Genomic DNA, 23,748 nt, shown 5'->3' with positions numbered 1-23,748 from the left:
CTCACCCGCACCCTCCGCCGAGGGCTTGCCCACATCCAGCGTCACCCCGAGCTCATCAACGGCTGCCTCACCGAAACCGGACTGACCCTCACCCCAGATCCCCCGAAGCCAATCCGAAAAGGTCAGTAGTAGCCGCATGAGTTGAAGTCCTGAGCCAAGCGGTCGTTGCGGTCGCGGTCGGCAGGGCGGCTAAGCATGGCACCGCAGGGCGGATAAGCAGGCGCACTCAGGCGGTACGACGCGGAGCGATGAGATCACCTCGCCATCGCACCGCCGGAGTCCCATGCTCAGCCGCATCGCCGTCGCCCTCGTCCCCTCCCTTGGCTGTCTGACGACGTCCGCCGAACCCCGCCGAGTCCCGACTCCCGGCATCCTCGTTTCCAACCACACTTCCCTGCAGAAATACCAGGTCAGGGACCCGGTCTACCAATTGCAGAACCCGTCAGCGTTGCGGCGCTCACTGGTCTGGGGGGTCGAGGACAAGCTCGGACGTGATCAGGGCATCGAGCTCCGCGCGTATCTCGTCAAGACGATCGGCGTCGCCCGGTGCCTTGTCGCGTAGTGCCGTCAGATCGGCCTGACCGTCGAGGAGCTGGCTCCACAGCACTCCGCGCCCCAATTCGAGCAACTCGACAGCCGCACCGTGCCGATTGGCCGCAACGGCAGCGGACGCGGCCTCGCTGGCGAGGCCCGCGTGGTCGGACAGCAACCGCTCCTGGCCTGGACGGCGGACTCCGCGCCAGGCCAGCTGTGGCAGCAGAAGCACCGCGGTGTCGAAACCCTCCACCGCCGAAGTCAGCGTGGGGTCGACTATCAGAGCCATTCGCGCCCAGGCGTGCGCCGCCTGCACCCGTACGTAGGTCTGGGTGGTCGGCGACGTGGCGGCCTCGCGCCATCGGGCGATCGCCTGCGAGGCATCGGCCAGCTTCCGCCACTTGAGGAATCTCTCGGCATGCGCGCTGCCGAGGTTCATCAGCCGGATACCGAGGCTGGGGTGGCCGCCGGGCGTGGCGGCCACCGAGTCCTGCCCGGCTCTGACTGCTTCGCCGAAGTCTGCGGCCACGCCGGATTGCTTGGCCTGCTTGAGCGACAAGGTGCACAGATTGGTCAGGACGCCCGCACGATGGACGCTCCCGTCCGGGAGCAACCGGGCTGCCTCGCTCGTAGCGTGAAGTGCTGCCTCCAGATCCGACGGTGCGGTGCTGTGCTCGAATCGGGTCGCGAGGACGGTAGCGAGATTGGCAAACCTTATGCCCTGGTCGGGGTCGGCATCTTCGGCCCCGGCAACGGCCCGCTCGCTGACCGCGACCGCTTCGTCGAGGTCATCGGGTCGCCCGTAGTAGCTGAAGCGGATCCGGAGCGCGATGCCGAGGTTGTTGAGCGTCGCCTTCAGCCCCGGGTCCCCGGGGGGTGCGGCATCGATCGCCTTACGACCGTACTCGACGGCCGCGTCGAGGTCGGCCGGCTCCCTGAAGCGCTCGAAACGGACCCGGAGCAGATCACCGAGGTCGCTGAGCAATGGGAACCGGGTCGCCGGTTCGGCGGTCATCGCCGCAAGTGCCGCCCGGGCGGCGTTGATCGCGCCCTCCAGGTCTGCCGACCGCCCGACACGGTTTAACCGGATCCGCCGGACCACAAAGAGGTTGTTCAGCATCGCTCCCCGGTTCGGGTGTCCGAGCGGTGTGACGTCCACCGCCTGTCCGCAGATGTCGACAGCCCGATCGAGGTCGTCTGCCGACTCGGTGACATCGAAGCGTTGCCGGAGCAGGACGCCCAGGTCGGCGAGATAGAGCACCCAGAAGGGGTCTGTGGTCACGGCAGCCGCCTCTTCGCAGGACCGGATGGCGGCATCGAGGTCGGCAGGATCACCCAGTTCGTGGAAACGCAGCTTTAGCGCTATGGCGAGGTCGTGCATCATCCTGCCCCGCTGGGCGTGTCCTGGGGAGTCGGCGACTGCTTTCTGCAGCGCTCGCACCGCGGCGTGGAGATCGTCGCGGTTGCCAACACGCTCGAAGCGGATATGCAGAAGGACGCCGAGGTTACCCGTGATGGAACCGAGATCGGGATGCTCCGGCAGGGCTTCGACCGCATGGTGGAGCAGGGTGATGGCATGGTCCAGGGCGGCCGGCTCCACCTCCTGCCCTCGGGGAATGACGTCGGCCGCCAGTCGCACCCATTCCAGGGGATTTATGGATTCGATGACGCCTCTCATCAACACCTTGTGCAGTTCCTGGGGTACGCGGCCGGGCTCAGCGACCACGAGCGAGGCGAACATCTGGATCGCCACTTGCAGATCCTCACCGACCTGGCTGCCCTGTCTCTCCAGGTACCGGCACCAGCGCAGCCAGCCCACCACCTCCATGACGTCGTAGGGAAGTCGGCTGTTGGACGCGGCGGCCTGCCGCAGCAGTTGGTCCGCCTCCTCCAGGGCCGCCGGATCGAGCACCAGGGAGGGGTCCGCCTGTTCCGCATAGGTATGGATCCGCGCCCACAAGGCGTCGATCAGTGGGTTCCGCATGCCACTTCTCCTACCTTGGGTTTCGGCAGAGCCGAGGCCGGTGCCCGGACGGGGCACCGCATCCGTCACTTCCTCGGGGTGCAGGAGTCGACGGCCCGCATGCCTTCAGCACGTTCCAGGTCCACGGTGACCTCTCCCACCGCAGTCTTCAGCGTCAGCCTGCCCGCCTCCATCCGCACCACCGATCCGCAGCGGACACCGGTCGGGGTGACGACTTCGATGACGGGCTTCTTCATGGCCGGCCCATACCACGTCATCCCCACGGCCGTGACGAGCAGGGCCGTGCACGTCAGTGCGAGCGCCAGGCCCCAGTTGAGGGCCCGGAACGCCAAGAGCGTCTCAACGTGGTCGGCTCCGGCCAGCGAGCCGGAGCCGTGCACCGCCCGCGGGTCCCGCAGATCGACGGCGACCGGGCGGCCGTGCGCGGCACGCAACAGCAGCAGGGCCGCAGCCGTTCCCGCGATCAGGGCGGCGAGCAGCACGCATCCGACAAACGCGTCGTACGGCGAGGCGAGTTCGCCGATGTCGGAACGGCCCTTGATGATCCCGAAACCGATGAGCCCTGCCAGCAGCGCTCCGACGCCGTTGCGCCAAGCGAGGGCTTTCTCCCGCACACGGGGGAGCGCCCCCTGGACGGTTTCGTGTCGGTAGCGGGCCATCGCCAGGTCCGCGGGGTCAGGAGGCGGCCCAGGAGCGATGATCACGGTCGTCCCTCGGCGGGTCGCCGCGTGATGGTCCAGTACGCCCCGCAGCCATACTCGCCCTCGGGCCGCCCCGGGTGAACGCCATTGCACGTGCAGATCATCGGCACCACGCTCGGGTCACGGCGGGGACGACTCCCGTCCTCTTCGCTGGGCCGTGACCGCTCCCGCCTCCAAAAGGTGGCCTTGACCGACCTTGTGACATGGAGAAACTCCATCAAGTCCCGGCACCGCGGACACGGGCCGCGCAGGATGACGCCGCCCCTGGTCGGCAGCGGCTCGAAGCCGGTCGATCCTGTGGGGAACTCCGTGGGCGCCACCTGGTAGAGCAGCGTCTCGTCGTGATCCGCGCTCGAGGCGGCGCCGTCGTCGGACCGCGGTGGATTGCCCGGACCGTTCTCGTCGTCCGAGCCAGGCCCGGCGGGGGTCTCTGCCACGAGTGATCCTTCTTCTTCGAAAGGGTCGGCGTTACGGTCCGGTGTGGGTGAAGGGGGCCCACAGGCGGGGCTCGTCCGGGGTCTCGTCCCGCAGCGCGCGAAGGGCGTGGTGCAGGGCCGTAGCCGCGCCGTCCGGTCGCAGTCTTCCGTCGGCCGTGATGTCGCCGTAAACGGCCCGGAACACGTTCGCGGATGTTTCGTCGTCCACCGACCACAAAGCGGCCACGACATGTCGGTACCCGGTGTAGTGCAGCGCTGCGGCCAGAGTGATCACCTCGTCGAGAAGGTGGATGCCGCCGACTGCGGTCTTGCAGGCGGACAGGCCGGCGAAGTCGCCCCGGAACTGGCGCGCCGCGATGTCGGCGACGCTGAGCATGCCGTCAGTGAGCAGTAGACCGCCACGCGACGGTTCGTTGAGATCCTGGTCGCCGTGGCAGCTGAAGTGGACCCAGCGGTGCTGCGACAGTTTCTTGCTCACCTGTGCGCGCGTGGCTCTCGGGCCTTCCAGCAGCGTGCGCCGGCTGGGCGGGAAGAGTCGGGTGAGCAGCTCTCGCTCCCGGGTCACGTTGTGCAGGACGGGTTGTCCCAGGGCGTCCTCCACGGCGACGATGAGGAGGCGGTCGCGGTTCGTCTCTTCTCCGGCCCGGTCGCCGTCCGCCCCACCGCCGCTGTCAGTTGGCGACGGAATCGCCTTCCGTGCCTCCAGGAGGGCTCGGAGCGTGGGGGTGTACGACGAGACCACGCGGTCGATCACCGTTCGGGGCACCGGAGCCCCGGGGGTCGCGTCGACCGGGCCGTGGTATCCGGCGGCATGCAACGGCAGCAGAGTGAGGGGCCCGGTCGGACACCACCATAAACGCGGCCACGGATCGTTCGGGCCCGGCATCCGGTCCAGCTCCAACGCGTTGAGCACCGGCGCGGCAACTGTGTCCCATAGCCACTCCTGGAGAGAGCGGAGCATGTCGTCCGTACGGCTCTCGGCTTCCAAGAGACTCTGCGCGGCACGGAGTTGTTCGCGGATGGCGGTGGGGCCCGGGTCCTCGTCCACGGCCTCCTGAGCCTTGTGATGTGCATGTGCGGCGACTTCCGCCTCGCGCAGCGTCTCGAGGTAAGCCGTGGCCCGCTTCGTTGTCTGGTCCAGTGTCAGGTGAGGCAATGCCCGCTGTGCGACACCATCGTCGGAGACGATCAGTGCGTCGCAGCGCCAGCGACTGACATTGACGACGATGACGGGACCACCGGACGCCGCGGGGAGCAGGGTCTTCAGGGCGGGCGGGCCCAGGAAATCCTCGAACCCTTGCAGTTTCCGTACTTTACTCACCAGTTTGTCCCACTCGCGGACCAGAGCCATCCGGCGGTCCACCAAGTGGTCTTGCTCGTCCTCGAAGCCCGACATCCCCCATCGCCTCCCCCTTGATGGCGCAATCGCATCTTGCCCAAAGGAAGCGCTGTCATGCTTCGTCATACTTCCGGCACGCTTCATACCTTTCTCGATTACTGTGGCTGCCCAACGGACACCTCGGCTACAAGCCCTCGAACGATCACATCGAACGCGCCCGGCGGATCGAGGAGCGACGAGCCGCCCGCAACCCGCTCGTTCCCCACCTGGCCGCCCCGGGCCAGGAAGCTCTGTTCACGATGCGCAGAGACTGGACGCCGCTGCTGAACCTCGACCGGCGCGTCGAGTCCCTGCCGGAGCTGGCCGAGCCCGCCCGCCGCCTGGCCGACGAGTTCACGGCCATGATGCGCGACCAGCAGTGGGACATGAACCAGAAGGTGGTGAACGGGCGGACCTTGCACATCGTGCTGTCCTAGCTCGGCGCGGACACCCCGATCCTGGAGGCCGACGTGGTCGACCTCGCCCGCCAGGACACGAACTTGGCGGCCAAACGCGTCTGCCAGTTCCTCAAGGCCCGCGACATGCTTATCGAAGATCCCGGCCTCCACCGCGACCGGGACCTGGAGTGGATCGAACAGCCCTATAGCCCGGCTGCCGGAGCAGATCGCGACGGAAGCACGGGCTTGGGTCACCGTCCTGCGAGGCCAGGGCCGCCGCGAGCACGAACCCCGCAGCTACCACAGCATCCGCCACTACTTCAGCGGCCTTCAGCCGGTCCTGGACAACTGGATCACCGCTGGCGTCACCAGCCTGCGAGAGATCTCCCACGACGACGTCAAGATAGCCCTCGACGCCTGTCAGGGCCACGCTGCCCGCTACCTCGCGGTCTCCCTCCGCAGCCTCTTCCGGGCCCTGAGACAAGAACAGCTGGTCTTTCAGAACCCGACCCGAGGCGTGGTCGTCAGCTCAGTCAAGACCCTGCCGCCGTCCATCCCCTCCGACGTCCTGGCCGGCCTGCTGGACCGGGCGACCAGCGCAGCCGGTTCGAACGTCCTGGCCCTGGTGGCCGTCCATGCCCTGCCCGGCCACGATGTCCGCCAACTGCTGACCGCCGACCTCAACCTCTCCAAGGGCCGCCTCATCGTCCGCCGCGGTCTGCGTCGTCACACCGTTTACCTCGAAGAGTTCACCCACCGGCTGGCCGCCGAATGGCTCTCCGAGCGGCACCGCCGCTGGCCAGCCTCGACCAACCCATACCTGCTGGTCAGCCAGCAGAGCGCGATGGATCCCGACCACCCGCCCGTCACTGCCACCATGATCAAACGACACTTCCGTGACCTGAGGCTCTCCCTGTCGCAACTCCGACAGGACCGCATCCTGCACGAGGCCCGGATCTCCGCCGACCCCCTCCGCCTCATGCGGCTGTTCGGCATCGGCGACACCACCGCCATGCGCTACATCGCCGCCGCCCACCCCGAGCGCACCGCGAAGCTGCCACGCTGACCGAGCCCAGAAAGCACCGCGCAGGCGAAGTCACCGCGCCAGACGGTCAGTGAACCGCAGTCAGTTATCCAGGGAATCTTCGGGATCGTCCTTGGCCTCGGCCATCACTCTGCCGCCGACAAAAGCCACGCTTAGGGCAAGTGCGCCAGCAGCGCCGATCAGCACCTTCTTGAGCGCCCCGTCCAGGAACTGCTTGTTCTCGCTGTCCTTCTGGAACTGCATCCTTGCAGTTTCCTGGATCAGCACGATCAGAAACTTCTTCTCTTCCCAGCTCAGGTTGTCCTTGTTGAGTTCGCCCTTGAGGATGTCCCTGACCTCCTGGCAGGCCCGGTGGACATGCTCCTGGCTTTGATTGTTGGCCGAGAGCGTCGACTCGTGCGCCCGCTCGATGGCACTCACAGCATCCTTGGCGAAGTCCTTGAACGCGGGGAACTGCTCAACGATCTTGAGGGCCACCTCAGTGTCCATGTTGGGCATCATGGCCGCGAACCTGATCATCTTGTCTTTGGAGAGGTTCCTCCAGGACTCGATCCCGAGTGCCTTCTTGATCTGAGCTTCGTTCTTGTACTTCATGCCGCGGTTCCCCCTTGACTTCAGCTAGGCAGCCATGGGGGCAAAAACCCACAGGTGCCGACAATCGCCCCAGACCCCCGTGGGCTGACCTGTCCGTAATCTAACGCGAGTTGGTCCTCAACCCACGCGTCCCTTGGTGCGAAGCGTCGGCCCCGCGGTCCGGTTCGAGCCCTTCCGAGTCTCAGATTCTGCGAACCTGCGCGCTTCCGACCGGACTGCGCAGAAGATCCGCCGCCAGGAGCAGGGCTGTGAATACGCCGCAGCCCAGCTCATCGCGCTCGGCGCTCCGCGGCCGCGGCCCGGCTGCGACCCGGCTCTCTGGCTGCGCGAGGCCCTGGCCGCGGTCGGAGCCCGCAACATCCGGCACCGCGGCGCGCATCGGTTCGTATTCCGGCTCGGCCGAACCCGCCGTGAGCGGGAGGAGATCGAGCTCGGCATCCCCGCCTCCCGGCCCTACCCCAAGCAGCCCGATCCCGAGCCGACAGCGACCTGAGCGAAAACCCCGTCGTAACCGCCCGCCTCGGACTGCATGCCGTCCTGCGCACCCAGTCCCACCGCCCACTCCTCGACTCATCGGAGCTGACATGCCTTCGCGTTCCGCTAACCGCCCGCCCAGCACACCCGATTTGACCTCTTACGATCTCCTCGCACCTCAGCTGTCCGGCGGCAAGGACAGCGCGGTCATGATGGCCGTGTTCATGGAAGCCGCCCAGGCCGCCGGCGTGGACGACCGGGTCATCTCGTACCACGCCAGCCTCGGGGCGCTGGAGTGGCCGCCCGTGGTCTTCGACGGCATCCGCTACCCGGGGGTGTCCGAGCTCGCCGCGCTGCAGAGTGCCGCCTTCGGGGTACCGGCCGACCGGCACGTCGAGGTCACCCGCACGATGCCGGGCCCGGACGGCACCCGGATGCCGCACAGCCTGCTGACCGAGATCGCGGCGTACGGGCGTTTCCCCCGCATGGGCAGCCCGTACTGCCGCAAGGCCGCGAAGGAGAGCGTGGTCTCCAGCGCCTGGACGCCGATGGTCAGCCGCCTGAAGCGCGAGCTCGGCCGCCCGGTGCGGATCCTGAAGGTCATGGGCCTGCGCAGCGACGAGGGAGCCGACCGTAAGAAGCGCTCTGGGCAATGTTGCACACGCTGCATCAACGGGTTCGCCGTGAAGTACCTGGACAGTACCGTCTCCCGTTGCGGGTCGCGTCGAATGGTCCCTCGAAGGAGTGGTGCCTTGCAGGGCCCGGCCTGCGCGACTTGCGGGGCTGGTGTACTCCGTGCACCGGTGGTGCAGTGGATGCATCACGCGGTAGGTGTTGAAGATGGCCACCGGTCGCGGAGGGTGATGAATGGCGCGGGGGAGTTCGGGCGGCGCGACCGCCGTGCCCGGGGTCGCCAGGCTTCACGTCGTCGAGGGCGTCTCGATGCTGCGGCCGCAGGCCGCGGTCTTCGAGAAGACGCTGCAGGGGTTCGGGGATCACCAGCGGGCTCGCCATCTGGCGCCGGACACGATCAAGAGCCGTGCTCGCATCGCCCGGCAGGTGCAAGCGTTCTCCGGCGGCTATCCGTGGGAACCGGTCTGGAACCACGCCATGTTCGACCGCTGGTCGGCGATGCAGGCGAAGGAGGTGACCACCTCCACGCTGCGCGGCTACCGTGGCGACCTGGCTCTCTATCTGGCCTACTTGTGCGATCCGGCCTACGAGTGGCCGCAGGTCTGCTTGGAGACGTTCGGCATGTTCGCCGGCTTCGCCCTGCGGGACCTCAACGCGGTTCGCCACGCTCAGGAGTACATGGGGCAGCCCAGTGGCAACCGGCCGTTGTCACGGGCGGAGATCAAGAAGTTCTTCGGGCAGATGGACCCGGAGATCAAGCGGCTGCGTGCGGCTCGACACAAGGGTGCGCTGGCCGCGGCCCGTGACCTGGCGATGTTCACCACGACGTATGGCTGGGGTCTGCGGCGGCGGGAGGCCGCTCGGCTGGAGACACATGACTGGCGGCGGCAGGCCAAGCTGCCGGAGTTCGGCGACTACGCGGGCCTGGCCGTCCGCTGGGGTAAACCGGCTGGCCCGGGGCAGCCGCCGAAGCGGCGGATGGTGATCTCGGTCTGGCCCTGGGCGGTGCAGACCGTCCGGCTTTACATGGAACACATCCGCCCGCAGTTCTACCTCGACCGCACGGACGACGGGGTGATGTTCCCGACCGAGCGCGAGGAGATGATCTCCGAGCGGGCGTTCAACCAGCGGTTCCAGCACTCGCGCGAGCTCGCGGAGCTGCCGGAGTGCCTGGGGCCGCACTGCCTGCGGCACACCTATGTGACGCGGCTGATCGAAGCGGGCTATGACGGCCAGTTCGTGACCGAGCAGGTCGGCCACTCCCACGCGGCGACCACCGCGATCTACACCGCGCTCAGTAGCGACTTCAAGAACCTCAAGGTCCGCGAGTTCCTGGACACGGCCGAGGAAGCCCAACTGGCGGCAGCGTTCGCCCGAGCGGACGCCGAAGCGGAGATGGATGACGACTTCAGCGATCAAGCAACGGGCGAGCTCGTCGGCGCCGGCCGCCCGAAGGAGAAGTGATGACCGCGGTTCCCGCTGGCAACAACCCACAAGGGAAGACGGAGCTGGAGGCTCTCCACCCTCGCTACGAGTGGCGGCTCCAAGAGCTGATGGCCATCCGCAAGAACTGGTACAGCACGACCAAGCTGGGGCCTGAGCTGCGGAAGTTCGGGTTCGAGCTGGACCGCAGCAGCATCTACCGGCTGGTGAAGACCGACCGTCCGCCGAAGATGCCGGTGGAGCTGATCCTCGCGCTCTGCAAGATCCTCCAGTGCACCTTCGAGGACCTGGTCGTCGAGGTCGAGCCGGAACCGGCCGTCGAGGAGCCGGCGCCGAAGGGCCCGCGGCCCGTGGTTCCCGATATGCCGCTGTTGTCGGCGGACTTCTTCGATGCGGAGGGCTGACGGTGGGGCGGAAAGAACGCGGCATCTGCAACGGCTGCGGCAAGGACCGTTCGATCGCGCTGAAGTCGAAGGGCCTGTGCTACACCTGCTGGACCAAGCTCCGGGAGACGGAGACCTGCTGGCAGTGCGGACGTCAGGAGCCCGCGGCGTTCCGGGATGAGAAAGGGGCCTGGTGCCGGCTCTGCCGGTCGAGGAATCTGGCTGAGCCGTGCTGCGTCTGCGGGCGGGGCGGGAGAGTCGGATCACGGCGGGACGGGAAGCCCGTCTGCTGTCGCTGCTGGCAGCGCGAGCGCCGCATCCCGCGGCCGTGTCACGTCTGCGGCCGCGCCATGAAGGCCACGAAGAACACCCCTACGGGGCGGATGTGTTACACCTGCCACCGCAAGACGCTGCCCAAGGAGGCGTGCTGGGTCTGTGGTCGCATGGTCGTGGCCTCGGCTCACACCGAAGAGGGTGCCTGGTGCGAAACCTGCCGCAAGCGGGCACTCGCCGAGCCGTGCTCGCGCTGCGGCATCACCCGGACGATCACCGCCCGCGAGGAGGACGGGGGTCCGGTCTGCAGTGCCTGCTACCAGCGGGAACATCGCGGTGATCGGCCCCGGCACAAGTGCGTCAACTGCGGCGAGATGAAGGCCGTGGACCGGATCGCAGACGACGGACCGCTCTGCGAGAAGTGCAACAACCGTCGGGCGCCCATCGTGCTCTGCCCACGTTGCGGCAAGCACCGCAAGATCGGCGTGTTGAGCACCGGGGTCTGCCGAGCCTGCACCCAGCAGATGCGGCCTCGCGAACTATGTCGCATCCGTCGCCGGAGCATGCCGGTCGCCTTCCGCGACCCCGAGGGCCAGCCCTGGTGCGACAACTGCCGTCGTCGCGACTGCGCAGAACCGTGCTCCGGCTGCGGCATCACGAAGGTGGTCACCGCCCGTGACGCCCGCGGGCCGTGGTGCTCGGCCTGCTGGCAGCACCCTCGCCCCGGTCCCACCTGCGGCGACTGTGGACAGAGCCCGTCCATGCCTATGCCGAGCTGGGACGGCACACCACGTTGCGTCTCGTGCTACGGGGCCTCGAGTGTCCCCTGCAGCCGCTGCGGGACGCTCGCCAGGGCCGAGCGTCGCTGGCCGGAAGGTCCGGTCTGCTTGCCCTGCGTCGACGAGGTCCGCTTCACCCACGCAGAGTGCCACCGATGCGGCCGAATGGCGGCCGTCTTCCGCCAGGAGGAAGCAGGTCCGCTCTGCCCGGAGTGCGCTGGGCTCAACTTCGCCTACCGCTGCCCGGCTTGCGGTGCGATGGGGAGACTTCTGCACGGTCAGTGCCCTCGTTGTCGGGCTCTGCAGGAGCTCGACGAGACGTTCGCCGGCCCGGACGGCCAACGCTCATCCCAGCTCGCCCCGCTGGCCGAAGTCCTGGAGCAGTACGAGCAGCCGTACTCCCTGGTCCTCTACCTGCGACGGCCCGGCGGTCAGCTGATCCGGGCGATGGCCAGCGGTGACCTGGAATGCTCACACGAGGCCCTGGACGCCCTGCGGCAAACAGCGTCCGTCCACCACCTACGCGGACTGCTTGTGCTCGCCGAAGTGCTGGAGCCACGCGAGGAGCAACTTGCCCAGTTCAAGCGGGACATCAAGGTGTGTCTCGACGAGGTGACGGACCCGCACGACAAGACTGTCCTTGCCCGATACGCACGCTGGCATCTCATGCCCCTCGCTCACCACCACCTTGAGCGATCTGGTCTCAACCGGTTCCAGCGCGAGCATCTCCGCCGCAAGCTGCAGACGGCACACGTGTTGCTCACCCGCATCCGCCGCCGCGGCACCACTCTCGACAGCGTCACCCAGACCCTCGTCGACCGATGGCTGATCGCCAACAAGAGCCGCCAGAACCAGGCCCGATCGTTCTTGCTCTGGGCCGCCACCTGTCACTTGATCCCCCAGAACGTCGCGATCGCCACCGCGATCAGGACCGTCGACCGGTCGATCATGAGCGATGCCGACCGGATCCTCACCGCTCTCCGCTTGGAGACCGACGAGTCCGAGCACATCACCGACCGCGTCGCCGGCTGTCTCGTCCTGCAATACGGGCTGCGAACCGACCGACTGGTGAACCTCACGACCGACCAGTTCCTGGTCCACCCAGAGGAGCCCGGCGTCCTCGGTCTTCAACTCGGCCGAGACCCACTCTGGCTCCGGCCACGACTGTCGGCATTGCTCCAACGACTGATCAACGAACGGCGTCCACTGGCCGCCCCGCTCAGGACGCGCGAGACGCCCTACCTCTTCCCCGGCCTCCGCCCCGACCAGCCCATGACCTCCGCTACCCTGCAGAGACGACTGACCCGCCTCGGCATCCCCAGCACCAGCAAGGCCCGCAACGGGGCATGGCTGGCCATGGTCGGCGCCGTCCACTGGAAGATGCTCGCCGATCTCCTCGGCCTCGCCGACGGCACGGCCCACAACTGGCACAAGCTCAACGGGGGAGACCGCGCCAGCTACGTCGCCAGCCGACTCAAAGCCTCTCAAGCACCCAAGGGACCCGAGTAAACACCAGCCCCGTCACTTGACGTTGCCTCGATGATGCGTGGGCTCGAGCCGCGGTCAGGTCGTGCACCGCGCCCGGCAGGGCCGGTGAGACGCAGCCGAGCCAGCGAGATCCGTGCCCGCGGCGAACAAGCGATCGCCACTCTCAAGACCTGGAAGATCTTGGTCAAGCTGCGCTACTGCCCGCGTCGCGCCACCACAATCGTGCTCGCCAAACTCGTCCTGCACGACATCGAATCGAACCGCTATACCGGCTGAGAAGACTCAGAGGGCGGTATGCGACGTGATGTCGCTTTCCGCGTCACCGGAACATGTACGGCTGCCACGTCCGTGCCGCCGCCTGACGGACAATGGAGGTGTGATCATGAATCCTCCTGGCGACCCGCGCGGGATTGTCCTCTTCGGCCCCGGCGCTGGCGGCGACCCGGCTCGATATTCCGCTCTCATCGAAGCCGCCATGTCGGCGGGCTTCATCGTTGCTGCTCCGGAGCATGAGCGCTTCGATGCGCGCACTGTCACTGATGAGCAGATGTGCCAGCGAGCCGTTGGACTGGCGGCAATGCTCAACGACGTTGACAGACCTGACCTTCCGGTGGTTGCTGCGGGCCATTCCGCTGGAGGCTGGGCGGCGCTGTGCCTGGCTGGTGCGCAGCCGTGGGGACGGAGCCGGCGGCCGATCGCGGTGCCGACCGAGCCACGGGTGACTAAGGTGGTGATCTTGGCCCCGACACTGGGTTGGTTCCGAGCGCCGGGTGCGCTCGACGACCTGCGTGTGCCCGTTGTCGTGCTGGCCGGAGCGGCCGACGTGGTGACGCCGCCGCCCACGGTGGACATCCTCAGGGCCGCACCCACCGAGATCAGCGTCCAGACGTACGAGGGCGTCGGGCATTTCGACTTCATGAGCGTTCTTCCGCCCACGGTGTCGCCCACGCCCGGGCTCGACTACGAGGTGTTCATCAGGCAGCTCGCGAACGATTTCGCGAGAGCGCTCGGATAGCGCTCTCGCCGCCGGCGTCTCGCTGGTGGTTATGGCCGCGGCAGGGTGAACAGCCCTTGTTCGGTCTCGGCCAGGATTCCCCGCTCGGCGAGCCGCTTGAGCTTCAGCCGGGTGTTGTTGATGTTGCTGGGCGCGATCTCCACGTCCATCTCCTCACACACCGCCCGCGCCCGCAACGGGGCGTCGGCCGCCGCGAATACCGCCATGATCTGCTGGTAGGCCGGATTGTCCGGCAGCTTGGCGGCTGGCGGCGAGGGCGGTGGTGGGTCGGGCAGTTCCAGCAGCGTCTTGCGGGTGATCCGGATCTCCTCGACGGCGGTGTCGAGCCCGTCCAGCAGCGCTGTCAGCTCCGCGATCTTCTCCCGGGCCGTCTCGGCCTGCGCGGCGATCTCCCGTTCCCGCCCGTCCAGTCGCACCAGCAGCGGCCCCCAGGGTCAGTTCCCCGTCGGTCATGCTCCGCGCCAGGCGGGAGTGGAGGTGTCGGTCAGCATCCTCGACATCCGGTCGCTTATCGCCCAGTACACCCGAGACTCGGCCGAGGCGGTCCGGTGCTCGTAGTCGCGCACCAGCCTGCGGTGGAGCATCAAGATCCCGTTCGTCTGCTCCGCGATCCACCGCTTGACCTGGGGCACGAATCCGGTATCGGCCGGGTTGCGCTCGACGACTTCGACGTCGATGCCCACCTGCTGCCCGTGGTCCACCACGGTCTTCTTGAACCCCTGGTCCACCAGGGCCTTCTTCTCGGTGCCGGCGTTCGCTGCGACCTTGTCGAGCAGGGCGGTGCCGAAGGCGTTCTCGTGGACGGAGGCGGCCAGCACCACCACGGCGATCACCAGGCCCAGGACGTCGACGGCCAGTCCCCGCTTGCGGCCCGGCACCTTCTTGGCCGCGTCGCGTCCCGTGGTGTCGGCCGGGACCCCGGCGGCGGCGTGCAGGCTCTGGGTATCGAGCACCACCAGGCTGGGGTCGGCTAATCGGCCTTTCTTCTCGCGGACCTGCCAGCGCAGCAGGTCGTGGATGGTCTGGTCGGTGCCATCGTCGCGCCACTTGTAGAAGTAGTACTTCACCGCACCGGCGGGCGGCAGGTCGTGGGGCAGGTAGTCCCACTGGCAGCCGGTCCGAGACTGGTAGAGCAGGGCGTTGACGATCTCCCGCATGTCGTAACTGCCCTGATGGCCACTGACGGAGGTGTGCCGAGCCTTCCACGAGGTGATCACGGGCTCGATCAGAGCCCAACGCTCGTCGGATAAGTCGCTCTTGTAGGACTGGCGGTCGCTCACGAATGACACCACAGCACTCCGGGGCCTCCCAAGCAGCGGAGATGCGGCTATTCCACACGTTCCGGTGATGACAGATGCGACATCACGTCACATACCGTCCTCTCAGGAGTCCCAGTAGGAACGGAACAGAGAACCGGCGGAGCTGTCAAAACTTCTGACGGGGTGTGAGCCGGGTTGCCAGGTTGGGGCGGGTGAGTGACGACCCGACGATCGGTTTCCTGAGGCGGACGTAACGCGGTTCTGCGCCGGTCTGGATACGGGCATCCCTCGGGGCCTCGCAGCGGGTTGCGTTGCCACTACTAGACGATGCCAAGTACTGGGTTTAATCTGGCTGTGTGACAACGCCACATGATCCGCAGCTGCTCAAGGGCGTCCTGTCCTTGTTGTTGCTGCGATTGCTCGCGGAGCGCGAGTCCTACGGTTACGAGCTGGTGCAACGCCTGCGCGAGGTCGGCCTGGCCGGAATCGCCGAGGGCACCGTCTACCCCGCGCTGGCCCGGCTGGAGCGCGAGGCGCGGGTCAGCGCCCGGCTGGTCTCCTCCCGGTCCGGCCCCGCACGCAAGTACTACCGCCCCACCCAGGCCGGTTACGCCGCCCTGACGGAGGGCATCGCCGGCTGGCTGTCGCTGGCAGCCGTGGTCAATCCGGTGCTCACTGCCCCCGTGCCAACCCAACCCGCCCCTCCTTCCGAGGAAGTCCAGAAATGACCAACTCCCTCCCGTGGACCGACCAGTTGCGCATCGAACGGGTTGTGTGGACGTTCGACCATCACCTCCAGGACCTGCCATGGCGCTCCAGGACGGCCAGGCGCCGCGAACTCCGCGGCAATCTCCACGACGCCGCAGCGGACGTCGGTACCGCCACGGCCCTGCGCCGGCTGGGCAGCGTACGCCGACTCGCCGCCGAATACCTGGCCGCCGAATACGGCGAATCGCAGCCGCGACCCGCATGGTCCGCCGGGGCAGTATTCCTGCTGGCGGCGGTGGTCTTTCTGACCTGGCTCCACGACGCTGGCGCCGCCGGATACCGGGCCGGCGTCCTGGCGGCCGACCCGCACGCCACCGGTACATTCCACTGGTCCGCGGTGGCCTATGTATTCGACGGGATGACCTTCACCTTCGCCGACGGCAAGAGCACCAGCACGTTGGGCGGCGCGTTCACTCCGGTCGACTACCTCGGCCTGGCCGTCGGGACGGTGCTCTTCGGCCGGCTCTGGCGCGCCCTGCCGCAGCAGCGCCGACGCTCTCGCGCCGCCGACCAGGAGTGAGCCCGCGGCACTACCCGCCCAGCCGTAGACGCCGATACAGCGTCCGCGCCGGTCCTTTTGCACCGCACACCTGGAGCCGCCATGCCACCGCGCCGCCCCCACCTCCACCGCCGCATCTACCTCCACCTCAAGGGCGCCGACATGTCCAACCTGCGCCGACGCCCCGCTGGCCCCCCAGCGCAACGGGGCCGCGAGCGGCTGCTCCGTTGGGGAGTTCACCGTGGTGCCGCGGTAGCCCTGCTATGCGCCTGCGGCCTGGTGCTCGGCACAATTCCCGCGCTGGGGACGGCCGGACAGCCGGGCACCACCCGAGGGGCCGACGGAACCGACGCCGAGCTGCGAGGCATGCTGGCGGACGTGGTCGCCGCCGGAGCCCCAGGAGCGATCGCCCGGACAATCGACTGGCGTGGCGTGCACCAGGCCGCAGCGGGTGTCGCCGACACCACCACCGCCGCGAAGCTGCACCCGGATGCCCGCTTCCGGGCCGGCAGCCTCACCAAAACCTTCGTGGCCACGGTGGTACTCCAACTCGCGCAGGCCAAACGTCTCGCCCTCGACGAGCCGGTGGGACGTCGGCTGCCCGGCCTGCTGGCCGACGGCGACCGCATCACGGTGCGCCAGCTCCTCAACCACACCAGCGGACTGTTCGACTACACCGACGACCCGAGCGTGCCGGCGGGCGAGGCGCGCAACCAGGTCTTCACCCCCCGGGAACTCGTCGCCATCGCCGAATCCCACCCCGCCTCGTTCCCGCCCGGCACCGGCTGGCAGTACTCCAACACCAACTACATCGTTGCCGGGCTGCTCGTCGAAGCCGTCACCCATCACCCGCTGGCCCGGGAACTGCGGGCACGGATCATCAGGCCCCTGGGACTTCGGGCCACCTCATTCCCCGTCGGCACAGGGCGGATATCCGGCTACCACGCCCACGGCTACATCTCGACGGACCTCGTCCCGACGCCGGACGGCACGCCCTACGACGTGACGGGGTTCAATCCGTCCGCCGCCTGGGCGGCGGGTGCACTGGTCTCCAACGCCGCCGATCTCAGCCGGTTCTACCGGGCCCTGATGCACGGCGCACTGCTGAGCCCGCACATGCTGAAGGAGATGAAGACGACGGTCGCGGAAGACCCTGCCGACCCGAACGGCACCCGGTACGGCCTGGGCATCGAACGCGTCCAGGACCCGTGCGGCGCCGACTGGGGACACGGAGGCGAGATCCTCGGCTACCAGGTCATGGCCTACTGGAACGAACGGACCGGACGGACCGCCGTCCTCGCCAGCACGATGTTCCCCGCCCCTGCGGCCCTCGCGGCGCCATTGGAGAGAGCAGCCGCATACGTCCTGTGCGGGAGCCCGCGGGAGCACACCACCGGCTGACCCCTTCGCCGCGGCCATCCCCTCATCCAAGGCCGCATCAGTCACCTCGTTCAACGCGGCACGCAGCTGGACGACCAGCTTGGAAAAGGCTCACAGATCGTGACGACACGTGGAGGTATTCGGCACCCAAGAGTATTGCTCTCCGCCAGCACTCCGATCGATCTGCGCCAATTGATTTTCTGGCCAAATTTTATGCGTCTCATTTAAGGGCGAGGGTGGCAAGGGGGAGACGATAGTCACGCAATCCAGCCGATGTAAATCCAGCCAACCATGAACAGCAACGGAAGGCAACAAGTAACCAGAGTCGGTCGCACATACCAAGAGGTGCGCTCCAGTAATCGACTAGCGAAAGATGCGCTACCTACTAGAGATTGCCGGACCGGGCGCTGAAACACTGCGGGAGAGAGTACCACGCCCGTAACTGACTCCAATTGCCTGGCACTCTCCGACATATGGGCGCGCAATATCTTGATCCATTGATACGAGCTGAACGCCACCAAGAGCCAACCGATGCACAATACTAAGCTGAAGATCGCCAACGAGCTTTGGCTGAGCACCATATGGCTAGTACTGCTGCCTGCGGCGACAGCCACGAGGGCGCTCTGCACTAACAAAAAGAGGTTCATTCGACTGGAGAAGAGTTGTAGGTCTGAATCGTAATGAGCCTGTGCCCGATCGTAGGCATGCCAAAGATCTGCGCGATCCGGCTCATGGGGAGGAGTCGTCATATAGCGTCATCTGTTACGGCCTTGCGAGCAATCATCGAGAGCATCATGTCTACTGCGTCCTCCACTGAGGTAGCCATCCTTAGTTCTGGGTTGTTAGATTTATCAGGCGCTCTAACTTCCCATCCGCTGATCACAATGGTGGGCTTGTTCGTCCGTACGGCCAGCGCCATTTCGCTCAGTGTTCCCCAGCTTCCGCCTACGACGATTACGGCATCGGCACTTCGTACGACCAGGCCATTGCGTAGTTCGCCGAGGCCGGTCGGCAGAGCTACTGAAAGAAAGGCGTTTCCCTGTGCCCGCGAACTTCCGGGGAGAAGCCCCACTGTGGTGCCTCCCTCGCTCTGCGCACCCCGGCACACCGCCTCCATGACTCCCCCCAGCCCTCCGCAGATCACGATGCAATGCTGCTCCGCCAGTAGCCTTCCCAGCCGCTGAGCCGTCTCAACTTCCGATGGCGTCGCAGTCTCGGGTCCGACTACTGCCACGTACGGCGCTCTATGAGTTTCGTGGGAGCCATGTGACGGTGCGCCATGGGACATTGCGAGTCTCCCGGGTCTTGTTGCTCTATGGGCTTGATCACCTGAGTCTGACGCGAGACCTCGACTGGAGGCCCATCGACATGCGACGACAGGCATGCTTCGGACTCACGCCACGTTCTGGCACGCGCTGCCAGAGGGCCAGCGGTGATTCCCAGCGGCAACTGATCAGGTGCGACCCTGCATCAGAACTGAGCGTCACCACGACACCTACCACTCGGCGCAGACGAGTATTGCTCAGCGCCAGCACCCTGCCTTCCGTACGGTGCAGGCCAACAGTGCGCGGGTCGTCGACGAGTGGCTGCCCGTCAAGGACTGGCCAACCGACGCGGTCAAGGAGTGGCACGCCGACGCACCCGTGCCGTACTGCTGGACGTACGACTCGATGCCCGGCGCGGGCGACTGGGCCGGAACCTCCCGCTGCTCGTGCTCGCTGTGTGTCTTCGCCTCCCGCGCTGACGTGCTGCTCTCTGTCGGCCGATGGCCGCGGCTGGCTGACCTGTACGCCGAGGTCGAGCAGGTGCGTGGCGACAGCTTCCGCGCGGACTGGCGCATCACCGACCTGATCCGCCACGCCAACACCTGCGGGGCACCCGACCCCGGCGTCGTCTGCCCGGACGATGGGCCGGAGTTCACCGCCCTGCAGGAGCAGGTCCGGGAGACGCTGAAGAAGGACCCCCGCAAGGAACCCGAGATGGCCCGGCGGACGCGCCCCTGTGCGACGGCTGCACCGATCACAACTAAGAGGTCATCTCATTTGATGCGATAGTCACTTGGAAAAACCAAGCGCCACGGATAGGCTGCTGCTCCATGATCGCTAGGGCGTGTATCGAATGTGCTGGTCACAGCCACTCGTTGATGGCCGCTATGAGGACGGTCGCCTCGTAGCGGACCGCGAGTTTGTCGTACCTCGTGGCGACGGCCCGGTGCCTCTTGAGGCGATTGATACCGCACTCGACCGCGTGCCGAGCCTTGTAGTCCTCCGGGTCGAACTTCGGCGGACGGCCACCGCGCGAGCCGCGATTCTTACGGTTGCGGGCCTGGTCGGCCTTGTCCGGGATGGTGCATCGGATGCCACGTCTGCGCAGGTAGGCGCGATTCTTGCGGGAGGCGTACGCCTTATCAGCGCGCACCCGCTCGGGAAGGGTGCGCGGTCTGCCCGGCCCCGGTCGGGGCACCCTGATGCGCCCCAGGACGACCTCGAACTGTGGGGAGTCTCCGCGCTGCCCGGCGGTGATCACGATGGACATGGGCTTCTGTCCCTGCTCCACAGCCAGGTGCAGCTTGGTGGCCAGGCCGCCGCGCGAGCGCCCGAGGCCGTGATCGTCGGGCTCGGTGGCGACGCCGCCAGGCGGCTCCTTCTGCAGCGCCCCCTTTTCCTCGCTCCGGCGGCGTGTTGGTGGGCCCGGCAGACGGTGGAGTCGATGTTGAGGTCCCAGGTGATCAGGTCCTGCGTATCGGCCCGGGCCTGGAGCTGGGTGAAGATGCGCTGCCAGGTGCCGTCCCGCTGCCACCGGCGGAACAGGTCGTACGCCCGGCCCCACGGCCCGTACTCGGCGGGCACATCCCGCCATGGGATACCGGTACGGACCCGGAACCGTATGCCGTCGATCAGCTGCCGCCGGGTCCACAGCGGCGGCCGACCCGGCTTCTTGCCCTTCGGCAACAGCGGCTCCAGCACGCCCCATTGCTCGTCTGCCAGGTCTCCACGTGCCACAAACCAAGATCATCTCACGACCAAGATCCACTTTCGATACACGCCCTAGCGGTAGGAACAACGGGTACGAGCTCTCTACGGACCCGGATCGCCTCGACGTGGAACTGGTGCACCGATGGCTATCGACGGACGCGTTCTGGGCCCTGGGGCGTGCGCGGGAGACCGTCGAAGAGTCGGTGCGTGGCTCACTGAACTTCGCCATCTACGACGCCAGCGGCGACCAGGCTGCCTACGCTCGTGTGGTCACCGACCGTGCAACCTTTGCTTGGCTCTGCGACGTCTACGTCGCCCCTGCCCACCGCGGTAAAGGACTCGGGACCTGGCTTGCGACAGCGGTTCGCGACCACCTTGCCCCCTACCGGCTCAAGCGCATCCTCCTGGCGACCCTCGACGCGCACAAGGTTTACGCGAAGGCCGGATTCGCCCCAGTACCGAACCCCGAGAACTTCATGATTCTTAACGCCGAGAGGTGAGCGGAGCAGACAGTCTGCGGTAGCAGATCAGGGTGCAGGCGATGCTGGCGAAGGCGACGAAGTGGATGGCTTTGCGTTCGTAGCGGCGGTGGAGTCTGCGGCAGCCGGCGAGCCAGGCCATGGTGCGTTCGATGGTCCACCGGTGTCGTCCGAGTCGTTGTCCGTCTTCCACGCCTTTGCGGGCGATGCGGGGTGTGATGTTCCGGCCGCGGAGCCATTGCCGCAAGTGGCGGCTGTCGTAGGCTTTGTCCGCATGGAGCTTGGCGGGTCGGCGTCGGCGGGGCCCGCGGCGGGAGCGGATCGGAGGTACGCCGCGCACGAGAGGCTCAAGCGCCTGACTGTCATGGAGATTCGCTCCGGAGATCCCGATCGAAAGCGGCAGTCCGGACCGTTCGGTGATCAAGTGGATCTTCGACCCGTACTTGCCTCGATCCACAGGATTCGGGCCTGTCACGTCCCCTCTTTCAGGGCCCGCATGTTCACCGAGTCGATCCCGCACCGCGACCAGTCCAACTCGCCACACGCTCCGAGTTCATCCAGCACCAGGCGGTAGAGCTTGGCCCACACCCGCAGCCGGCTCCACTCCGCGAACCGACGATGCGCCGTCGCCCCTGAGGGCCCGAACACCGGCGGGACCTGCGACCACGTGCACCCTGTCGTCGCCACGAAGATGATCGCGGCCAGAACCTCACGATCGCCATGCCGCCGCCGACCACCACCCTGCGGACGTACCGGTGCCTCCGGCGCTACCCGCTGGAACAACTCCCACAACCCGTCCGGGACCAGACGCACAGTCATCAACACACCGGCAGCCTACTCGCAGCCCCAAATGAGATGACCTCTAATTCCCGCGTGTGCCGGGCCGGGTCCGGACGGACCCGGCCCGGCACACGTCTTACAGTGAATGAAGGAGAAGACCATGAACACCAACCCCACCGCCCTTCTTCTCGACCTCGCCGCCAACGCCCAGGACCTGAGTGACCGGGACGCGCTGGAGAACCTTCTCGCCACGGGCCACCGCGCCTGGTGCGAGGGCGCCGCCGACGTCCAGTCCGGCATCCGCCGGGAGGTCGCGAACCTGTCCGACACCGAGCTCGCCGAGCGGTGCTCTGCTGCCGACGCTCCGTGGGAGCCGGGGATGACACGCGGCGAGGCAGTCTCCGCGCTCGCGTTCGCGACCTGGGATGCCGCGCCGGCTGCCATGGCCTACACGGAGTTGGAAGAGCGCGCCGCGCTCTTCGGTGTCTGCCTTCTTGGCGAGGAACTTCTGTAGCCGCCTCTCGCGCTGGGCTGGACACGAACCCACCAACTTTGGCATTATCGAACCTGTCGCGCTCGACTGGGCGCCGGCACCGCCTTGCCGATCCTTCCAAAGGGGTTTCAATGTCTCCCGCCGAGCAGCTCGTGGACACCGCGCAGATCGTGTCCGAGTTCGGCACGAGCAAGCCCCGGATCAGCGAGTGGAGCAACGACCCGGACAGCGGCTTCCCCGCGGTCGCGCACACCGAGGGCCGCAAGCGGTTCTGGCGCCACGACGAGGTCGCGGCGTTCTTCGCCAAGCGCGCACCGAAGAAGCGCACGCTGCCGGCCGCGGTACTCGAGGCCGACCAGGACGAGCTGCTGCCCAAGCGGGAGGTGGCCAAGCTCCTCGGCTACACCCGCACCTCCACCATCGACGCCTACTTCCGCGACCGGCCCGGGTACTTCCCCGAGCCCGACGAGAACGTCGACGGCCCGATGTGGCGCCGCGGCACGATCGTCGCCTGGGCCAGCAACCGGCCCGGCAAGGGCCGGCGCAGCTCCGCCCCGGCTACTGCGCTGCCCCCGGTGTCGGTCGACGGGGACCCCGACGAGTTGCTCGGTACGGCCGAGGTCGCGAGCGTGTTCGGCTACGGAAGCGTCGCTTCGTTCTCCAGCGCCCTCTACCAGGGGCGCATCCCCGAACTGCCCGAGCCGGAGACCCTGGAGAGGGAGGAAGGCAGCCGCGGCGGAGCCCGCAAGAAGTGGCGCCGGGCCACCGTCGCCGCCGCCGCCCGCAAGCGCGGTGTGCTGCCGGCCGCCGACCAGGACGCGAACGAGGACCTGGTCGGTGCCGCCGAAGCGGCTCAGATCCTCGGATACGGCAACGCCGACAGCTTCATCAGCGCGCTCGGGCACGGGCTCCTGCCCGATCTCGAGCAGCCCGACGGGTTCGAATACCGCCGCGGCAGTGCCGGCCGACCGCGCCAGCAGCGCTGGAAGCGCTCCCGCCTCGAGGAGCTGGCCGCCCGCCGGTCCTCGACGTCCTGACTGCAACACCGAACCGCGTCACACGCGGGATACCGTAAGACCGCGGCCTCTGGTTTAAGGGATCGACGAACTCCCGGCGGGCCAGACGCCGCACGATGGCCGGTATGGAGAGGCCAGCCACCCCTCCACCGCGGAGCCGATGGCTTCGCGGAACCGGCCATCGCCACTCCTGAACGGTCTCTCGGACGTCGATCCGAGCAAATCTCGCTTCCGTGCGCGAGCACATCGACCGCCCATGGGCAACTTCGTCGACCTGATGGCCGAGGACCCCGACTTCGACATCATCCCGACTGTGCAGGGCTGGCGGCCAGCCGACTACGAGACCTGCCTGGAGCTGTACAACAAGCACGGCGTGACCCTCACCAGCTACCCGCTGTCGGTGTCGGCTCCGTCTGCCGCCACAGGTGGTCAAGGATGTTGAGGTCGGGCTACAACCTGGCCTCCGCCGGGCTGCGCCTGCACGGCATCCTCTCCTTGTTCTGCCGCTGGGCGATCGCCCAGCGGTAGACGGCCTCCGAG

25 protein-coding genes and 1 pseudogene are annotated in these 23,748 nt (G+C 67.3%); 16 read left to right on the top strand and 10 right to left on the bottom strand.

The genetic code is table 11. The annotated features are described in order from the left end of the window. Positions 1-457: 457 nt before the first annotated feature. The 3 genes from ACFVWD_RS42970 to ACFVWD_RS42960 all read right to left on the bottom strand — a co-directional run bounded on the left by ACFVWD_RS42970 (position 458) and on the right by ACFVWD_RS42960 (position 5,052). Positions 458-2,518 carry a hypothetical protein gene (locus ACFVWD_RS42970; protein WP_389603369.1) on the bottom strand — a complete coding sequence of 687 codons (2,061 nt, stop codon included), beginning with the start codon at positions 2,516-2,518 and terminating at the stop codon, positions 458-460. A gap of 65 nt (positions 2,519-2,583) precedes the next feature. Beyond that, positions 2,584-3,222, bottom strand: coding sequence for a hypothetical protein (locus ACFVWD_RS42965; protein ID WP_389603367.1), 639 nt, complete (start codon positions 3,220-3,222; stop codon positions 2,584-2,586). A gap of 465 nt (positions 3,223-3,687) precedes the next feature. Next, positions 3,688-5,052 (bottom strand): CHAT domain-containing protein, encoded by a 1,365-nt coding sequence (locus ACFVWD_RS42960; RefSeq protein WP_389603366.1) that lies wholly within the window; start codon positions 5,050-5,052, stop codon positions 3,688-3,690. A 242-nt stretch (positions 5,053-5,294) separates the two neighbouring features. Here ACFVWD_RS42960 and ACFVWD_RS42955 point away from each other — a divergent pair, with 242 nt between their 5' ends. Both ACFVWD_RS42955 and ACFVWD_RS42950 read left to right on the top strand, forming a co-directional pair. After that, entirely contained in the window at positions 5,295-5,471 is a 177-nt protein-coding gene (locus ACFVWD_RS42955) for a hypothetical protein (protein ID WP_389603365.1), read from the top strand. Between the two features lie 478 nt (positions 5,472-5,949). Beyond that, positions 5,950-6,498, top strand: a complete 549-nt coding sequence (locus ACFVWD_RS42950) for a hypothetical protein (RefSeq protein ID WP_389603364.1) — start codon at positions 5,950-5,952, stop codon at positions 6,496-6,498. A gap of 60 nt (positions 6,499-6,558) precedes the next feature. On the opposite strand, the gene ACFVWD_RS42945 is transcribed toward ACFVWD_RS42950, so the two are convergent. Then, positions 6,559-7,071: a hypothetical protein gene (locus tag ACFVWD_RS42945; RefSeq protein WP_389603362.1), complete on the bottom strand. Its 513-nt coding sequence runs from the start codon at positions 7,069-7,071 to the stop codon at positions 6,559-6,561. A 136-nt stretch (positions 7,072-7,207) separates the two neighbouring features. Between ACFVWD_RS42945 and ACFVWD_RS42940 the strand changes: the two genes are divergently transcribed. Continuing rightward, positions 7,208-7,564, top strand: coding sequence for a hypothetical protein (locus ACFVWD_RS42940; protein ID WP_389603361.1), 357 nt, complete (start codon positions 7,208-7,210; stop codon positions 7,562-7,564). A gap of 306 nt (positions 7,565-7,870) precedes the next feature. Here ACFVWD_RS42940 and ACFVWD_RS42935 read toward each other — a convergent pair whose 3' ends face one another. Beyond that, entirely contained in the window at positions 7,871-8,149 is a 279-nt protein-coding gene (locus tag ACFVWD_RS42935; protein ID WP_389603359.1) for a hypothetical protein, read from the bottom strand. A 263-nt stretch (positions 8,150-8,412) separates the two neighbouring features. On the opposite strand from ACFVWD_RS42935, the gene ACFVWD_RS42930 reads away from it, so the two are divergent. From ACFVWD_RS42930 to ACFVWD_RS42910, 5 genes and pseudogenes are all read left to right on the top strand, one after another. Then, entirely contained in the window at positions 8,413-9,642 is a 1,230-nt protein-coding gene (locus ACFVWD_RS42930) for a tyrosine-type recombinase/integrase (RefSeq protein ID WP_389603357.1), read from the top strand. After that, positions 9,642-10,025, top strand: a complete 384-nt coding sequence (locus ACFVWD_RS42925) for a helix-turn-helix domain-containing protein (protein ID WP_389603356.1) — start codon at positions 9,642-9,644, stop codon at positions 10,023-10,025. Before ACFVWD_RS42930 ends, ACFVWD_RS42925 begins: the two co-directional genes overlap by 1 nt. 1,289 nt (positions 10,026-11,314) lie before the next feature. Beyond that, a complete protein-coding gene (locus tag ACFVWD_RS42920) occupies positions 11,315-12,565 on the top strand; it encodes a hypothetical protein (RefSeq protein ID WP_389603354.1) in 1,251 nt (416 codons plus the stop codon). Positions 12,566-12,673: 108 nt separating this feature from the next. Then, positions 12,674-12,820 (top strand): annotated as a pseudogene (locus ACFVWD_RS42915) (IS5/IS1182 family transposase); the annotation flags it as partial. Positions 12,821-12,920: 100 nt separating this feature from the next. Beyond that, a complete protein-coding gene (locus tag ACFVWD_RS42910; RefSeq protein ID WP_389603353.1) occupies positions 12,921-13,559 on the top strand; it encodes an alpha/beta hydrolase family protein in 639 nt (212 codons plus the stop codon). 29 nt (positions 13,560-13,588) lie between these two features. On the opposite strand, the gene ACFVWD_RS42905 is transcribed toward ACFVWD_RS42910, so the two are convergent. Together ACFVWD_RS42905 and ACFVWD_RS42900 are read right to left on the bottom strand one after the other, a co-directional pair. Beyond that, entirely contained in the window at positions 13,589-13,975 is a 387-nt protein-coding gene (locus ACFVWD_RS42905) for a hypothetical protein (RefSeq protein WP_257040136.1), read from the bottom strand. Between the two features lie 33 nt (positions 13,976-14,008). Continuing rightward, the gene (locus tag ACFVWD_RS42900) at positions 14,009-14,839 is read right to left on the bottom strand and encodes an IS5 family transposase (RefSeq protein WP_389603352.1); all 831 of its coding nucleotides are present in this window, start codon (positions 14,837-14,839) and stop codon (positions 14,009-14,011) included. A gap of 335 nt (positions 14,840-15,174) precedes the next feature. On the opposite strand from ACFVWD_RS42900, the gene ACFVWD_RS42895 reads away from it, so the two are divergent. From ACFVWD_RS42895 to ACFVWD_RS42885, 3 genes are all read left to right on the top strand, one after another. Further along, the gene (locus tag ACFVWD_RS42895; protein ID WP_358549116.1) at positions 15,175-15,546 is read left to right on the top strand and encodes a PadR family transcriptional regulator; all 372 of its coding nucleotides are present in this window, start codon (positions 15,175-15,177) and stop codon (positions 15,544-15,546) included. Then, on the top strand, positions 15,543-16,106 hold the full coding sequence (locus ACFVWD_RS42890; protein ID WP_389603351.1) for a hypothetical protein: 564 nt from the start codon (positions 15,543-15,545) through the stop codon (positions 16,104-16,106). The genes ACFVWD_RS42895 and ACFVWD_RS42890 overlap by 4 nt, the downstream gene beginning before the upstream one ends. 81 nt (positions 16,107-16,187) lie before the next feature. Beyond that, entirely contained in the window at positions 16,188-17,486 is a 1,299-nt protein-coding gene (locus ACFVWD_RS42885; protein ID WP_389603349.1) for a serine hydrolase domain-containing protein, read from the top strand. Between the two features lie 724 nt (positions 17,487-18,210). On the opposite strand, the gene ACFVWD_RS42880 is transcribed toward ACFVWD_RS42885, so the two are convergent. Then, positions 18,211-18,753: a TIGR00725 family protein gene (locus ACFVWD_RS42880; protein WP_389603348.1), complete on the bottom strand. Its 543-nt coding sequence runs from the start codon at positions 18,751-18,753 to the stop codon at positions 18,211-18,213. Between the two features lie 262 nt (positions 18,754-19,015). Here ACFVWD_RS42880 and ACFVWD_RS42875 point away from each other — a divergent pair, with 262 nt between their 5' ends. Beyond that, positions 19,016-19,519 carry a hypothetical protein gene (locus ACFVWD_RS42875; RefSeq protein ID WP_389603347.1) on the top strand — a complete coding sequence of 168 codons (504 nt, stop codon included), beginning with the start codon at positions 19,016-19,018 and terminating at the stop codon, positions 19,517-19,519. Positions 19,520-19,592: 73 nt separating this feature from the next. Here ACFVWD_RS42875 and ACFVWD_RS42870 read toward each other — a convergent pair. Then, a protein-coding gene (locus ACFVWD_RS42870) for an IS5 family transposase (protein ID WP_389603346.1) occupies positions 19,593-20,467 on the bottom strand; the annotation gives its coding sequence in 2 pieces (ribosomal slippage) (positions 19,593-20,092 and positions 20,092-20,467; 876 coding nt in all). Between the two features lie 8 nt (positions 20,468-20,475). Between ACFVWD_RS42870 and ACFVWD_RS42865 the strand changes: the two genes are divergently transcribed. After that, on the top strand, positions 20,476-20,940 hold the full coding sequence (locus ACFVWD_RS42865; protein ID WP_389603370.1) for a GNAT family N-acetyltransferase: 465 nt from the start codon (positions 20,476-20,478) through the stop codon (positions 20,938-20,940). Here ACFVWD_RS42865 and ACFVWD_RS42860 read toward each other — a convergent pair. After that, a protein-coding gene (locus ACFVWD_RS42860; protein ID WP_389603345.1) for an IS5 family transposase occupies positions 20,924-21,738 on the bottom strand; the annotation gives its coding sequence in 2 pieces (ribosomal slippage) (positions 20,924-21,405 and positions 21,405-21,738; 816 coding nt in all). The two genes, ACFVWD_RS42865 and ACFVWD_RS42860, sit on opposite strands and share 17 nt — an antisense overlap. A gap of 121 nt (positions 21,739-21,859) precedes the next feature. Here ACFVWD_RS42860 and ACFVWD_RS42855 point away from each other — a divergent pair. The 3 genes from ACFVWD_RS42855 (at position 21,860) to ACFVWD_RS42845 (ending at position 23,650) form a co-directional block, all read left to right on the top strand. Next, on the top strand, positions 21,860-22,213 hold the full coding sequence (locus ACFVWD_RS42855; RefSeq protein WP_389603344.1) for a hypothetical protein: 354 nt from the start codon (positions 21,860-21,862) through the stop codon (positions 22,211-22,213). A gap of 110 nt (positions 22,214-22,323) precedes the next feature. Continuing rightward, entirely contained in the window at positions 22,324-23,229 is a 906-nt protein-coding gene (locus ACFVWD_RS42850) for a hypothetical protein (protein WP_389603343.1), read from the top strand. A gap of 235 nt (positions 23,230-23,464) precedes the next feature. After that, positions 23,465-23,650 carry a hypothetical protein gene (locus ACFVWD_RS42845; protein ID WP_382041821.1) on the top strand — a complete coding sequence of 62 codons (186 nt, stop codon included), beginning with the start codon at positions 23,465-23,467 and terminating at the stop codon, positions 23,648-23,650. Positions 23,651-23,748 lie beyond the last annotated feature (98 nt).

This window comes from Streptomyces sp. NPDC058086 (assembly GCF_042885015.1).
Lineage (GTDB): Bacteria > Actinomycetota > Actinomycetes > Streptomycetales > Streptomycetaceae > Streptomyces.
Note: the sequence above shows the minus strand (reverse complement) of the source record. Positions and strands in the feature narration are given on the sequence as shown.

Excerpts from the sequence above, each read along its gene's own strand:
- ACFVWD_RS42935 (WP_389603359.1), bottom strand. The coding sequence starts at position 8,149 with ATGACCTTCAGGATCCGCACCGGGCGGCCGAGCTCGCGCTTCAGGCGG.
- ACFVWD_RS42955 (WP_389603365.1), top strand. The coding sequence starts at position 5,295 with ATGCGCAGAGACTGGACGCCGCTGCTGAACCTCGACCGGCGCGTCGAG.
- ACFVWD_RS42845 (WP_382041821.1), top strand. The coding sequence starts at position 23,465 with ATGGGCAACTTCGTCGACCTGATGGCCGAGGACCCCGACTTCGACATC.
- ACFVWD_RS42960 (WP_389603366.1), bottom strand. The coding sequence starts at position 5,052 with ATGTCGGGCTTCGAGGACGAGCAAGACCACTTGGTGGACCGCCGGATG.
- ACFVWD_RS42930 (WP_389603357.1), top strand. The coding sequence starts at position 8,413 with ATGGCGCGGGGGAGTTCGGGCGGCGCGACCGCCGTGCCCGGGGTCGCC.
- ACFVWD_RS42850 (WP_389603343.1), top strand. The coding sequence starts at position 22,324 with ATGTCTCCCGCCGAGCAGCTCGTGGACACCGCGCAGATCGTGTCCGAG.
- ACFVWD_RS42880 (WP_389603348.1), bottom strand. The coding sequence starts at position 18,753 with ATGTCCCATGGCGCACCGTCACATGGCTCCCACGAAACTCATAGAGCG.
- ACFVWD_RS42855 (WP_389603344.1), top strand. The coding sequence starts at position 21,860 with ATGAACACCAACCCCACCGCCCTTCTTCTCGACCTCGCCGCCAACGCC.
- ACFVWD_RS42925 (WP_389603356.1), top strand. The coding sequence starts at position 9,642 with ATGACCGCGGTTCCCGCTGGCAACAACCCACAAGGGAAGACGGAGCTG.
- ACFVWD_RS42920 (WP_389603354.1), top strand. The coding sequence starts at position 11,315 with ATGGGGAGACTTCTGCACGGTCAGTGCCCTCGTTGTCGGGCTCTGCAG.
- ACFVWD_RS42945 (WP_389603362.1), bottom strand. The coding sequence starts at position 7,071 with ATGAAGTACAAGAACGAAGCTCAGATCAAGAAGGCACTCGGGATCGAG.
- ACFVWD_RS42890 (WP_389603351.1), top strand. The coding sequence starts at position 15,543 with ATGACCAACTCCCTCCCGTGGACCGACCAGTTGCGCATCGAACGGGTT.
- ACFVWD_RS42970 (WP_389603369.1), bottom strand. The coding sequence starts at position 2,518 with ATGCGGAACCCACTGATCGACGCCTTGTGGGCGCGGATCCATACCTAT.
- ACFVWD_RS42885 (WP_389603349.1), top strand. The coding sequence starts at position 16,188 with ATGCCACCGCGCCGCCCCCACCTCCACCGCCGCATCTACCTCCACCTC.